8 protein-coding genes and 1 pseudogene are annotated in these 13,718 nt (G+C 72.1%); 1 reads left to right on the top strand and 8 read right to left on the bottom strand.

From position 1 onward, the window contains the following. Positions 1-38 precede the first annotated feature (38 nt). The gene (locus OG718_RS34475; protein WP_328845997.1) at positions 39-1,718 is read left to right on the top strand and encodes a hypothetical protein; all 1,680 of its coding nucleotides are present in this window, start codon (positions 39-41) and stop codon (positions 1,716-1,718) included. 496 nt (positions 1,719-2,214) lie between these two features. Here OG718_RS34475 and OG718_RS34470 read toward each other — a convergent pair whose 3' ends face one another. The 8 genes and pseudogenes from OG718_RS34470 to iolC all read right to left on the bottom strand — a co-directional run bounded on the left by OG718_RS34470 (position 2,215) and on the right by iolC (position 13,610). Continuing rightward, positions 2,215-3,930, bottom strand: coding sequence for a vWA domain-containing protein (locus OG718_RS34470; RefSeq protein ID WP_328845996.1), 1,716 nt, complete (start codon positions 3,928-3,930; stop codon positions 2,215-2,217). A gap of 230 nt (positions 3,931-4,160) precedes the next feature. Next, entirely contained in the window at positions 4,161-5,087 is a 927-nt protein-coding gene (locus OG718_RS34465) for an ABC transporter permease (RefSeq protein WP_143632348.1), read from the bottom strand. Next, the gene (locus OG718_RS34460) at positions 5,084-7,720 is read right to left on the bottom strand and encodes a CocE/NonD family hydrolase (protein ID WP_143632350.1); all 2,637 of its coding nucleotides are present in this window, start codon (positions 7,718-7,720) and stop codon (positions 5,084-5,086) included. The genes OG718_RS34465 and OG718_RS34460 overlap by 4 nt, the downstream gene beginning before the upstream one ends. A gap of 154 nt (positions 7,721-7,874) precedes the next feature. Then, the gene (gene mmsA / locus OG718_RS34455) at positions 7,875-9,377 is read right to left on the bottom strand and encodes a CoA-acylating methylmalonate-semialdehyde dehydrogenase (RefSeq protein WP_328845995.1); all 1,503 of its coding nucleotides are present in this window, start codon (positions 9,375-9,377) and stop codon (positions 7,875-7,877) included. Positions 9,378-9,391: 14 nt separating this feature from the next. Further along, a complete protein-coding gene (gene iolD, locus OG718_RS34450) occupies positions 9,392-11,287 on the bottom strand; it encodes a 3D-(3,5/4)-trihydroxycyclohexane-1,2-dione acylhydrolase (decyclizing) (protein WP_328845994.1) in 1,896 nt (631 codons plus the stop codon). Positions 11,288-11,406: 119 nt separating this feature from the next. Continuing rightward, positions 11,407-11,625: pseudogene (locus OG718_RS34445) on the bottom strand (5-deoxy-glucuronate isomerase); the annotation flags it as partial. A gap of 39 nt (positions 11,626-11,664) precedes the next feature. Then, the gene (locus tag OG718_RS34440) at positions 11,665-12,543 is read right to left on the bottom strand and encodes a Cgl0159 family (beta/alpha)8-fold protein (RefSeq protein ID WP_328847881.1); all 879 of its coding nucleotides are present in this window, start codon (positions 12,541-12,543) and stop codon (positions 11,665-11,667) included. 80 nt (positions 12,544-12,623) lie between these two features. Further along, complete coding sequence (gene iolC / locus OG718_RS34435) at positions 12,624-13,610, bottom strand: 5-dehydro-2-deoxygluconokinase (protein WP_143632356.1); 987 nt, start codon at positions 13,608-13,610, stop codon at positions 12,624-12,626. Positions 13,611-13,718 lie beyond the last annotated feature (108 nt).

Below are 13,718 nucleotides of genomic sequence, written 5' to 3'. Positions count from 1 at the left end.
GGCCCCGTCCGCCCTCCTCTCCCCCCTCTCCCTCCTCCGTGTCGCTGCTGCCCGGACCGGGGCAGCGGGCGGTGTGGGCGGACCGGGCCCGGATGGCGATGTGGCTCGGGCCCGCGCTCGTGGTGGCGTACGCCGGATTCCAACGGCGGTGGATGTCCGACGACGCCTACATCTACGTACGGACCGTGCGGCAGGTGCTTGCAGGCAACGGGCCCGTGTTCAACGCGGGTGAGCGGGTCGAGTCGTCCACCGGGACCCTGTGGCAGTGGCTGCTTGTGGCGGCCGGGACGGCGGGGGTGGATCCGGTGTCGGCGGCGGTGCTCGGGGGGCTGCTGCTGACAGCGGCCGGGTTCGCGCTCGCGGGGCTCGGGGCGCTGCGGACGTATGGCGGGCGGGCGGCCGTGCCGCTGGGGTCGCTGGTGCTGCTCGGGCTGCCGCCCGTATGGGACTTCGCCACCTCGGGTCTTGAGACGGGGCTCGCGACGTGCTGGATCGCGGGGGCGTGGCTGGCGCTGATCAAGCGGCCCTCCGCCCTCCTGACCTCGGCGGTCATCGGGCTCGGGCCGCTCGTACGGCCCGACCTGGGGCTCGTGTCGGTCGTCTTCCTCGGCGCGCAGTGGCTGCTCGTGCGGCCGTCGTGGCGGGGCACTCTCGCGGGCGCGGGGGCGGCGGGCGCGCTGCCTGCCGCGTACGAGGTGTTCCGGGCCGGGTACTACGGGCATCTGGTGCCGCTGCCCGCCGTGACGAAGGAGGCCTCGCAGAGTCTGTGGTGGCGGGGCCTCGGGTATCTCGGGGACTTCGCGCATCCCTATCTGCTGTGGGTGCCCGCGCTGTTCGTGGTGGCCGCGGTGCTGCCCGCGCGCGGCGGGCTCGCCGAACGCGGGGTCGCCCGGCTCGTCCCCGTGCTCGCGCCCGTCGTCGCCGGGCTGCTGTGCTGGCTGTACGTCATCAAGGTCGGCGGTGACTTCATGCACGGGCGGATGCTGCTGCCGGGGCTGCTGCTGATGCTGCTGCCCGTCTTCGTGGTGCCGGTGACGCGGGTGGGCGTGCTGGCGGCGGTCGGGGTCGGCCTGTGGGCGGTGGTGTGCGCGGGGTGGCTGCGGATTCCGTACGGCGGCCAGATCGGTGCGGCGGGGATCGCGGACGAGCGCGGGGTGTACGTCCGCCACAACGCCGATCCGCATCCGGTGCGGCACACCTTCGTGGGGGCACCGCATCACTTGGAGTACGCACGGAAGGTGTGGGCGGCACGGTACTCCGGGGCGCCGGCGCTGCTGTTCGGCAAGGAGGGGCGGGTTGCCGCGCCGGTGGGTGCGGGTGCGCCTTCCATGACGGCCAGTTATGTGGTGCTGGGGCTCAACGGGTCGCTCGTGCCCCTGGACGGGGCCGCGCTCGATCCGATCGGGCTGGCCTATCCGCTTGCCGCGCATTCCGAGCGGGTCGGGGGCGGGCGGGTCGGGCACGACAAGCGGCTGCCGGCCGCGTGGCTCGCGGCGGACCGGGGCGTGCCCGGGGCTCTGCCCGCCCGGACCGACCCTGCCCAGGTGGCCGCTGCCCGGCGCGCCCTGCGCTGCGGTGCGCTTGCCGAGTTGAACTCGGCGACTCGGGGGGCGCTGACCCCGGGTCGCTTTCTCCGCAACGCGACCGGGGCCTGGGAGCGGACGACATTCCGCTTCCCGAACGACCCCGTGCGCGCGGAGAAGAAACTGTGCGGCTGAGTGGGGGCTGGTCGCGCAGTTCCCGCGCCCCTAAAAGACTGCGCCGTTCCCCGCGCCCCTAGGTGGGCGGGGGATTGAGGTCACATCGAACCGTGCGGCCCGGTGGGGGCTGAGCGCGCAGTTCCTCGCGCCCCTAAAAGACTGCGCCGTTCCCCGCGCCCCTGGGTGGGCGGGGGATTGAGGTCACATCGAACCGTGCGGCCCGGTGGGGGCTGAGCGCGCAGTTCCCCGCGCCCCTAAAAGCCGAAAGACTGCGCAGTTCCCCGCGCCCCTGGCGGGGCGCGGCCCCACCGGGCGGCAGTCGCCCCCCGGCGCAAGGGGTCGTGTCGGGGTTTCCGATCGCAGCACGACCTCCCGAGGGTGAGTTGATGGCCCGGGATGACACAGCTGCGATCGGATGCCCCGTCGCGGCCCCGACCCGACGACAGACGGCAGGCGCGTCTTTCAGGGGCGCGAGGAACGGCGCGACCAGCCCCACCCAACCCGCACCCGCGAACTACCCCAGATCAGTAGCCCGGTCGATCGTCTCGGCAAGCTGCCGTATCGGCTTGCTCTCCGTGGTGGAGGCCAACTCGTCAGCACGTTCGGCGAGTTCACTCAATGAAGGCGGCACCGGCAGGGCGTCCACGCGGTCGCCACCCGAGCGGAGCGAGTCCGCGAAGTACGCCGCTATCGCGGTGACTTGGAGGCCACTGCGCCCAGTCTCCGCAGCCCACAGGTTCCGGTCGAGCGAGTCGGTCTCGATCTGGCCCGTCTCCTCGTGCGGGACACGGGACTTCGGGTCGAGCCACCGCACGGTCGCCGTGGCGACGTGACCCGACGCGCCCGGCTTGACTCGCACGGCGTACAGGGCCGTGACCGTATGGCCGGGACCGATCTCGCCGCCGTCCACACGGTCGTCGCGGAAGTCCTCGTCGGCGACCTGGCGGTTGTCGTAACCGATCAGCCGGAACCGGTCGACGGTCTCGGGGTCGAAGGAGACCTGCGCCTTGGCGTCACGGGCGGTGAGGTCGATGTTCCGCGGGAGCTGGTCGACGAAGACCGTACGGGCGTCCTCGGCATTGGACACGTACGTGGTGTGGCCGTCGCCCTTGTCGGCGAGGCGTTCCATCAGGGCGTCGCCGTAGTCGCTGCCCACGCCGACGCCGAAGAGCGTGATGCCGTGCGCGCGGCGGGCGTCGGCGACGCGGTCGAGGATCGCGTCGGCGTCGGTCTCGCCGGTGTTGGCGAGGGCGTCGGAGAGCAGCACGACCCGGTTGGTGGCGCCCTCGCGCAGGCCGTCCACGGCGGTGCGGTACCCGGTGGTGACGCCCGCGCCGAGGTTGGTCGAATCCGTGGGCTCAAGCGTGTCGATCGCGTCGTGGACCCGGCCGCGGTGGTCGCCCAGGCGGGTCATCGGGAGCACGGTCCTGGCCTCGTCGCTGAAGGAGACGAGTGCGACCGCGTCGTCGTCGCGCAGCCGTTCCGTCATCACGCCCAGGGACTCCTTGACCAGGTCGAGCCGCCCCGGTTCGGCCATGGAGCCGGAGACGTCGATGACGAAGGTGAGGGCGGCGGGCGGGCGTTCACCGGCGTCCTCGGCCTCGCGGGTGGCGAGCCCGACCCTGAGGAAGCGCCAGTCCCGGTTCTCCTGACCGAACGTGTCGGAGTTGGCGTCCTCCTCCCCGCGTGAACCGTCCGGGGCGGCCGTGCGGGCGCCGTCCACCGTGACAGTGAAGCCGTTGCCGTCCGGGCGCTCGTAGTTCTGGCCGAAGCTGTTGATGAACTCCTCGGGGCGGATGGTCGACGGGTCGGGCCTGCGGCCTTCCTCAAGGGTGCGGCGCGCGTAGCCGTACGAGGCGGTGTCGACGTCCAGGGCGAAGGTGGAGAGGTAGTCGGCGGGCGGCGCGCTCTCTCGGAGTTCGCCCTTCCGGTCGCCCTCGGCGGTGCCGTCGTCGGTACCCGAGGGGCCGGTCGGCTGGACGGGGCCGGGGGCCGGGAAGCCGTTGTCGTCCTTGGCCCTGCTGCCGCCCCCGTCGTACGAACTCTCGCCGCTGCCGCCGCTGCAGGCCGTGAGCAGAAGTCCCGCGGCCACGCTCCCGGCGACGAGCGCGGCGCGCAGGCGGCGGCGCCGCCCCGGCCGGACCCACCGTTCCTGACGGCCTTCGCTGCCCTGCCCGCCCTGCCCGCCCGGCTCGTCCCACCGTGCCTGATGCCGTCCAATGCGCCTCATGCGTGCCCCCTCGGATGACCTCTTTGAGTCGACGTCTGTGACTGTGACGTCGGAGGAGGCCGGAAGGAGCGGGCCAGGGTGTTGCGGATGAATCTCAATGCGGCCACGGTGGGCGGCAGTTGAGACCGGTGGGAGACCCTCCGGAGACCTGGGGGTGTCCGGAGGGCCCCAACAGCGGCGCTACGAGGCAGCGACTACTGGGCGGCAACTGCGCGGCAGCCACGCGCCGGCTACGACACGACGTCCTTGCGGGCGAACCCGCGGAAGGCCAGGGCGAACAGCACCATCGCGTAGGTGAGGGACAGAGACGTGCCCTGGATCATGTCGCTCCAGTCGAGCTGCGGCTGGACGGCGTCGAGCCAGGCGTACTGCCAGTGCGCGGGCACGAAGTGGCGCCAGTCGCCGAGCGCCGTCACCTCGTCGAGGACGTTGCCGATGATCGTCAGCCCCACCGCTCCGCCGACCGCTCCCAGCGGGGCGTCCGTCCTGGTCGAAAGCCAGAACGCCAGGGCCGCGGTGATCAGTTGGGACACGAGGATGTACGCGACGACGATCAGCAGGCGCAGGGCGGCGGTCCCGACGGGCAGCGTGCCACCGACGGGCAGCTGAAGTGGCCCCCAGCCGTAGGCCGCCGTACCGACGGCGAGCGCGACGAGCGGCAGCAGCACCAGCGCGGCCAGGCTGAGTCCGAAGGCGACGGCCAGCTTGGACCACAGCAGACGGGCCCGGGGCACCGGCGCCGCGAGCAGATAGCGCAGCGACGACCAGCTCGCCTCCGAGGCGACCGTGTCCCCGAAGAACAGCGCCACCGGGATGACGAGCAGGAAGCCCGCGGAGGCGAAGAGGTTCACGGCGGCGAAGTTCGCCCCGGACGCGGTCGCGGTGTCCATCAGGTTGACCCGCTGGGCGGCGTTGCCGCCGCCGCCCGGGTCGCCGACCTGGAAGGCGATCAGCAGGATGAAGGGCAGGGCGAACAGCAGCCCGCCCATGACCATCGTGCGGCGCCGCTTCAGCTGCCGGACCAGTTCGACCCTCAGGGGCAGCGTGCGGCCCGCGCGGTAGCCGTCGGCGACCTCGACAGGCCGGGCGGAGCCGGCCCCGGCACGCTCCTCGGCGCGTTCCTCGCGCTCCTCCGCGCGGTCGGCCAGCGTGCTCATGCGGACTCTCCGATCAGGGTGAGGAAGGCGTCTTCGAGACGGCGGTGGGGGCCCACGGACTCCACGGGTACGTCCATCCGTACGAGCTCGGCGACCAGGCGCCGTGCGCTTCCGTCCTCGTCGAGCCGGACCAGGAGTCCGTCGTCGGTGCGGACGGCCGAGACCACGCCCGGCAGCGCGGCGACCTTCTCGACGACGGGCTCGTCCGTCGGCGTGGCCGTGCCCACCAGCAGCGTGTCGCCCGAGCCGATGATCTCCGCCACCGGGCCCGCCTGGACCAGCTTCCCGTGGTCCATGACCACGAGGTGGGTGCAGGTCTGCTCGACCTCGGCGAGGAGGTGGCTGGAGACGATCACCGTACGGCCGGCAGCCGCGTAGCGGATCATGACGTCGCGCATCTCGCGGATCTGCGGCGGGTCGAGGCCGTTGGTCGGTTCGTCGAGGATGAGCAGGTCCGGCAGGCCGAGCATGGCCTGGGCGATGGCGAGGCGCTGGCGCATGCCCTGGGAGTAGGTCCGTACCGCGCGGGACAGCGCGCCGCCGAGCCCCGCGATCTTCAGCGCCTCTTCCAGATGCGCGTCCTCGGGCGGGCGGCCCGTCGCCCGCCAGTACAGTTCGAGGTTCTCCTGGCCGGAGAGGTGCGGCAGGAAACCCGCTCCCTCGACGAAGGCCCCGACGCGTGACAGCACCGGTGCGCCCGGCCGGATCACATGGCCGAAGACGCGGATCTCTCCGGCGTCCGGCTTGATCAGACCCATCAGCATGCGCAGCGTCGTGGTCTTGCCGGCGCCGTTCGGCCCCAGCAGGCCCAGGACCTGGCCCTTCTCCACGCGGAAGGTGAGGTCCCGCACGGCGTAGCGGTCCGCCGACTTGGCGTATCGCTTGCTCAGGTCGGTGATCTGGAGCGGGACTTCGGCCTGTGCGGGGTCCGGTGCGGGCGTCGCGGTGCGGCGCCGTCCGCTGAGCAGCAGGGCCAGCGCGAGCCCGGCACCGGCGAGCGGCAGCCACCACACCCAGGCGGGCAGCGCCGCCGCGGCGGTGTCCCCGCCGAGCGGCGTGGGCACGGTCAGGCCGCTCTTCTGGGAGACGGTGTACGTCGCCGGGGCCGTCGGTGAGGCGTAGCCGAGGTCCGTCGAGGCGAGGACCAGGCGCAGCCGGTGGCCGTCGTCCACCTCGTGGTCGATCGCCGGCAGGGTGATCCGTACGTCCTTGCCGGCCTTGGCGCCCTCCACGCGGACGGGCTCGACCAGCTGCGAGGGCAGCACCGGCTGGGCGCCGCCCGGACCGACGTCGTACACCTTCGCGAAGAGCACCGCGTCCTCGCTGGTCGACTTGACGTGGACCGTCACCGTCGGCGAGCCGGTGATCTGCAGATCCTCCCGCAGGGGCGCCGACTCGAACGAGGCGAACTGGCCGGGGAAGTCGAGGGACACCCCGACCCCGAGCGAGGACAGCTGGGACAGGCCACCGCCGCCGAGGCCGGGCAGGGCCGAGATGGCGGGCGGACTGGAGCCCGCCGGGTTGTCGAAACGCTGCTCGCGGCCGGTCAGGGCGATCGAGCGCCCCCCGCTCGTCAGGCCGGGGTAGGTCTCCTCGGTCGCACTGCCCAGCCGCGGCTCTCCGTCGCCGGAGCCCAGGCCGAGGGTCCGGGTGACGCGGAAGGCGGGGCCGGTGTCGACGCCCTTCTCGTCCTTCAGGTAGCGGTCGAACCACGTCTGGGTACGGGCCTGGACACGGCTCGCCTCCATGTCGCCGCCGTCGTGCCCGCCCGCGATCCAGTCGACGTCCACGGGGGCGCCGTTGGCTCGGATCGCCTTGGCCGCGGTGTCGGCCTGGTCGAGCGGGAAGAGCGAGTCGGTCTGGCCCTGCGTGAGGAGCGTGGGGACCTTGATGCGGTCACCGACGGCGGCGGGGCTGCGCTCCTGAAGGAGCTTCGTCGCCGCCGCGTCCGGTGTGCCGGACTCCGCGACCCGGTCGTACATCTCGCACAGCTGCTTCTCGAACCTGTCGCAGCCGCCGCCGGTGTTGATGAAGATGCCCGCCCACAGCTTCTTGAAGACGCCGTTCGGGAACAGCGCGTCCGCGAGGTTCCAGTACGTGATCGCCGGGGCGATGGCGTCCACGCGGTCGTCGGTCCCGGCGGTGAGCAGGGAGACCGCGCCGCCGTAGGAAGCGCCCGCCATGCCCACGCGGGGGTCGCCGGTCTTGTCGAGCTGGACCTCGGGCCGCTCGGCCAGCCAGTCGATCAGCTTGGAGGCGTCGGCGACCTCGCCCTTGGGGTCGTTCAGCCCGATCTTCCCCGTGGATCCGCCGAAGCCGCGGGCCGACCACGTCAGGACCGCGTAGCCATCGCGTGCGAGGTCCTCCGCCTGGGTGCGTACGTCCTTCTTGCTGCCGCCGAAGCCGTGCGCGAGCAGGACGGCGGGCCGGCGTCCGGAGGCGTCGCCGGTGAAGTACGACGTGTTGATTCTCACCCCGTCGCCCGTACTGATGAACTGGTCTGAGCGGTGTACCGCGGGCGCCCCGTCGGAGGCGACGGCGCTCCACGTGCCGGCGCCGGCGAGCACCACGACGGCGGCCCCGGCGGCGATCCACCGTCGAGGCCGCCGCAGTGCGGGCAGTCGAAGATCCATGCGTCAACAGTACGGGCCGTACCTGTCGGCCCCAGACAGCTTCCAGGCTGAACCCCCACCCCTCCCACGGGAGTACGGAACCCCCTCCGGGTACCGCGTCCGTGGTACCCGGAGGAGAGTTCGGGCGGCTCTGTCCGTGGCCGGGTACGGGTGCTCAGTGGTTGCGCGGGAATCCGAGGTCGACGCCCGTCGGTGCCTCCGACGGGTCCGGCCAGCGGGTCGTGACGACCTTGCCGCGGGTGTAGAAGTGCGTGCCGTCGTTGCCGTAGATGTGGTGGTCCCCGAAGAGGGAGTCCTTCCAGCCACCGAAGGAGTGGTAGCCCACCGGCACCGGGATCGGCACGTTCACGCCGACCATGCCGGCCTCGATCTCCAGCTGGAAGCGGCGGGCGGCGCCGCCGTCCCGGGTGAAGATCGCGGTGCCGTTGCCGAAGGGCGACCCGTTGATCAGGGCCACGCCCTCCTCGTACGTGTCGACGCGCAGCACGCACAGCACCGGGCCGAAGATCTCGTCGCGGTAGGCGTCCGAGGCCGTGGGCACCTTGTCCAGGAGCGAGAGGCCGATCCAGTGGCCGTCCTCGTGGCCCTCGACCGTGTAGCCGGTGCCGTCGAGAACGACCTCGGAGCCCTGGGCGGCCGCGCCCGTCACGTACGAGGCGACCTTGTCGCGGTGGGCCGCCGTGATCAGCGGGCCCATCTCGGAGGCCGGGTCGTTGCCGGGGCCGATCTTGATCTTCTCGGCGCGCTCGCGGATCTTCTCCACCAGCTCGTCGCCGACCGCACCGACCGCGACGACGGCCGAGATGGCCATGCAGCGCTCGCCCGCCGAGCCGTAGGCCGCCGAGACGGCCGCGTCCGCCGCCGCGTCCAGGTCGGCGTCCGGGAGGACCAGCATGTGGTTCTTGGCGCCGCCGAGCGCTTGGACGCGCTTGCCGTTCGCGGAGGCGGTGGTGTGGATGTAGCGGGCGATCGGGGTCGAGCCGACGAAGGAGACCGCCTTGACGTCCGGGTGCTCCAGGAGGCGGTCGACGGCCACCTTGTCGCCGTGCACGACGTTCAGCACGCCGTCCGGCAGCCCGGCCTCCGCGAACAGCTCCGCGAGGCGGACGGACGCCGACGGGTCCTTCTCGCTCGGCTTCAGCACGAAGGTGTTGCCGCACGCGATGGCCAGCGGGAACATCCACATCGGCACCATGGCCGGGAAGTTGAACGGCGTGATGCCGGCCACGACACCGAGCGGCTGGCGGATCGAGGCGACGTCGACCCGGGAGGCCACCTCGGTCGACAGCTCGCCCTTCAGCTGGACGGTGATCCCGCACGCCAGGTCGACGATCTCCAGGCCGCGCGCGACCTCGCCGAGCGCGTCCGAGTGCACCTTGCCGTGCTCGGCGGTGATCAGCTCGGCGATCTCGTCGCGGTGGGCGTCGAGCAGCGCGCGGAACTTGAAGAGGATCGTGGACCGCTTGGCGAGCGAGGCGGTGCCCCAGGTCGCGTAGGCGTCCTTCGCGGCGGCGATCGCCGCGTCGACCTCGTCGACGGTCGCGAAGGCGACCTTGGTCGTCACGGCGCCGGTCGCCGGGTCGGTCACCGGCCCGTACGTACCCGACGCGCCCTCGACGGACTTGCCGCCGATCCAGTGGTTGACGATCTTCGTCATGACCGAGTGCTCCTTCACAGATGGCGGCGTCGGGTGGAGACGTGCCGTTCGTACAGCTCACGGGCCTTGACCGCCGACGGTCGGGTCGCGGTCTCGGCCACAGGAACATCCCACCAGGCCTGCGCCGGAGGCGCGCCCGACACTGTGTCTGCCGTTTGGGTCTCCACGTAGACACAAGTGGGAGTGTCGTCGGCCCGGGCCTCGGCGAGGGCCGCCCGCAGGTCGCGGACGGTCTTCGCGCGCAGGACCCGCATGCCCAGGCTGGCCGCGTTGGCGGCCAGGTCGACGGGCAGCGGGCGCCCCGTGTACGTGCCGTCCTCGGACCGGTGGCGGTAGGCGGTGGCGAACCGCTCGCCGCCGACCGTCTCGGAGAGGCCGCCGATGGACGCGTACCCGTGGTTCTGCAGGATCACGACCTTGATCGCGATGCCCTCCTGGACGGCGGTGACGATCTCCGTCGGCATCATCAGGTACGTGCCGTCGCCGACCAGCGCCCAGACGGGACGGTCGGGCGCCGCGAGCCGTACGCCGATGGCGGCCGGGATCTCGTAGCCCATGCAGGAGTAGCCGTACTCGACGTGGTACTGGTCGCGGGAGCGGGCGCGCCAGAGTTTGTGCAGGTCGCCGGGGAGGGAGCCGGCCGCGTTGATGAGGATGTCGTCCCCGGTGACGATCTCGTCGAGGAGGCCGAGGACCTGCGGCTGGGTGGGCCGGATGTCCGGGTCCTCCGACTCGTACGCCGCGTCGACGCGGTACTCCCAGCGCTCCTTGTCGTCCGTGTACTCGGTGACGTACGCGGGTTCGGCGCGGTGGCCGTGCAGCGCGAGCGCCTCCGTGAGGGACTCCAGGGCCGTGCGGGCGTCCGCGATCAGCGGCTGTCCGGAGAGCTTGTGTCCGTCGAGGGACGCGATGTTGACGTTCAGGAAGCGCACGCCCTGGGCGGCGAAGAGGGTGCCGGAGGCGGTGGTGAAGTCGGTGTAGCGGGTGCCGACGCCGATCACCAGGTCCGCGGTGCGGGCGAGTTCGCAGGCGGTCGCGGTGCCGGTGTGCCCGACGCCGCCGACGTCCGCCGGATGGTCCCAGATCAGTGAGCCCTTGCCGGCCTGTGTGGAGGCGACCGGGATACGGGTGAGGTCGGCGAACTCCTTGAGCGCGTCCTCGGCCTCGCTGTGGTGGACCCCGCCGCCCGCGACGATCAAGGGACGCCGGGCGTCCCGAACAGCCCTGACGGCGGCGGCCAGTTCCTCCGGGTCGGCGACCGGGCGGCGGACCGTCCAGACGCGCTCGGCGAAGAACTCCTCGGGCCAGTCGAAGGCTTCCGCCTGCACGTCCTGCGGCAGGGCGAGCGTGACGGCACCCGTCTCGACCGGGTCGGTGAGCACCCGCATCGCCTGGAGGGCGGCCGGGATCAGGGCCTCGGGGCGGGTGATCCGGTCGAAGTACTTCGACACCGGGCGCAGACAGTCGTTGACCGACACATCGCCCGCGTACGGGACTTCGAGCTGTTGGAGGACCGGGTCGGCGGGGCGGGTCGCGAAGACGTCCCCGGGCAGCAGGAGCACCGGCAGGTGGTTGATCGTGGCGAGGGCGGCGCCGGTGACGAGGTTGGTGGCGCCGGGGCCGATGGAGGTCGTGACCGCCTGGACGGAGAGGCGGTTGGACTGACGCGCGTAGCCGACGGCCGCGTGGACCATGGACTGTTCGTTGCGGCCCTGGTGGTACGGCATCTCGTCGCCGTACTCCAGGAGCGCCTGCCCGAGCCCGGCGACGTTGCCGTGCCCGAAGATGCCCCAGGTGGAGTCGACCAGGCGGCGTCGCACGCCGTCGCGTTCCGTGTACTGGGCGGCGAGGAACCGCACCAGTGCCTGCGCGACCGTCAGCCTTGTCGTCGTTGACGTCGGCTCTGTCATCGGTAGCCCTCTGCGCTTTCTTCGTGTCCCGGGTGGAAGCAGATCCGCCACGTCATACGTCTGAACGGGCCTTACGTCTCTATGGCCCGTCCGCCAATGTGCGGCCGTGCACACCCGATGACGGGGACCTCCGGCGCGGGGCCGTAGCGGGCGGGGAGTCGTCGCTCGCACTTCGCTCCTGCCAGGGCGAAGCGGCTTCCCGCGCCGGAGGCGATCAGGACCCGGGCGTCACGGGGAGCGCGCGCGAAGTCGGTGACTCCGTCGAACACACCATCCCTGCCCGGGAGTTCGAACACTTTGTCCTCTTTATTCCCCTCTGTGCGCACAGTACAACCGCCGCCGGAGAGGTACGTCTCGTCGGTCATGCCGGCTCCCCCTCACAGCAGTCCGACGGCTGTGTCGACCGCGGCCCCGACATCGCCGTCGGCCGGGTAGAGCAGCGAGCGTCCGACCACCAGCCCCTGGACGGTGGGCAGTTGAAGGGCACCGCGCCATTTCTCGTACGCGCCCTCCTGGTCGGCGCCGACGTCTCCGCCGAGCAGGACGGCCGGGAGGGTGGAGGTCTCCATGACGCGGGCCATGTCGTCCGGATTCTCCGTGACGGGGACCTTCAGCCAGGTGTACGCCGAACTGCCGCCCAGGCCGCTCGCGATGGCGATGGACCTCGTCACGGCGTCGGCGCCCAGGTCGTTGCGGAGGGTGCCGGTGGTCGGGTCGCGGCGGCTGAGGAACGGCTCGACGAACACGGGGAGCCGGCGCTCGGCCATGTCGTCCACGGCACGGGCCGTCGACTCCAGGGTGGTGAGCGAGCCCGGGTCGTCGTAGTCGATCCGCAGCAGCAGCTTGCCCGCGTCGAAGCGGAGCCGCTCGATGTCCCGCGGGCGGTGTCCGGTGAACCGGTCGTCCAACTCCCAGGCCGCGCCCGCGAGTCCGCCCCGGTTCATCGAGCCCATGACCACCTTGTGGTCCAGCGCGCCGAGCAGCAGCAGGTCGTCGAGGATGTCGGCGGTCGCGAGCACGCCGTCGACGCCCGGCCGGGAGAGGGCGAGGCAGAGCCGTTCGAGCAGGTCGATCCGGTTGGCCATGGCCAGCCTGCGGTCACCCACGGAGAGGGATCCGCGGGCGGGGTGGTCGGCGGCGACGATCATCAGCAGCCCGGACTCGCCGAGGAGCGACCGCCGGGGCCGCCGTGCGGCGGCCTCCTCGACGGCCTCGGGGCGCTGGGCCCGGATCCGGACCAGCTCCGAGATGTCGATGCCCGTCGGGGCGCCGCCCGCGGAGCCGTACGCCCCCGCGGCACCTCCTTCGCGCCGACCGGTCCCCGCGTATCCCGCCTTCACAGCACCGCCCCCGCCTTCAGGGCCTGCTCGACCTCCGACGGGGTGGGCATGGCGGAGGAGCACTCCAGGCGGGACGCGACGATGGCGCCGGCGGCGTTGGCGTGCCGCATGATCCGCTCCAGGTCCCAGCCCGCGAGGAGGCCGTGGCAGAGGGAGCCGCCGAACGCGTCGCCCGCGCCCAGGCCGTTGAGGACCGTCACCGGGAGGGGCGGGACCTCCGCCGACTCACCCTTCCGGTTCACGGCCAGGACGCCCTTGGGGCCCTGCTTGACCACGGCCAGTTCCACACCCGCGTCCAGGAGGGCACGGGCGGCCGCGTGGGGCTCGCGCACGCCCGTGGCGACCTCCACCTCGTCGAGGTTGCCGACGGCGACGGTGGTGTGGCGCAGGGCCTCGGCGTAGAAGGGCCGGGCGGCTTCGGGATCGCTCCAGGCTGTGTCTTTCCAAAATGCGGGCCGCCAGTCCAGATCGAAGACCGTGGTGCCGGACTTGGCGCGGTGGGCGAGGGCGGCGAGCGTCGCCGTGCGGCTGGGCTCCTCGCTCAGGCCCGTACCCGTGACCCAGAAGATCCGGGTGTCGCGGATGGCGTCCAGATCCAGTTCGTGGGCGTCGATCTCCAGGTCGGGCGCCTTGGGCAGCCGGTAGAAGTACAGCGGGAAGTCGTCCGGCGGGAACACCTCGCAGAAGGTGACCGGCGTCGGCAGCCCTGGCACCGGCGTCACCCAGCGGTCGTCGACCCCGAAGTCCCGCAGCGCCTCGTGCAGATACGCCCCGAAGGGATCGTCACCGGTCCGCGTCACCACCGCCGTACGCCGCCCGAGCCGAGCCGCCGCCACAGCCACGTTGGTCGCCGAACCGCCGAGGAACTTCCCGAAGGAGGTCACCTGCGGGAGCGGCACCCCGGTCTGCAGCGGATAGAGGTCCACGCCGATCCGCCCCATGGTGACGAGGTCGTACGCACTGGACTCCGCGGACTCGGCCATCGAGTTCCCTTCGTATCGGTTGACCCAAGGTCTAGCGGCGCTCACAGAGCCCTGTCAATTGGTTGTCCGGACATTCGGACCAGGCCTTGACACCTCTCCCCGACGGAC

This window comes from Streptomyces sp. NBC_00258 (assembly GCF_036182465.1).
Classification (GTDB): domain Bacteria; phylum Actinomycetota; class Actinomycetes; order Streptomycetales; family Streptomycetaceae; genus Streptomyces.
The sequence above is the reverse complement of the archived record's forward strand: the minus strand, read 5'-3'. Positions and strand labels throughout refer to the sequence as shown.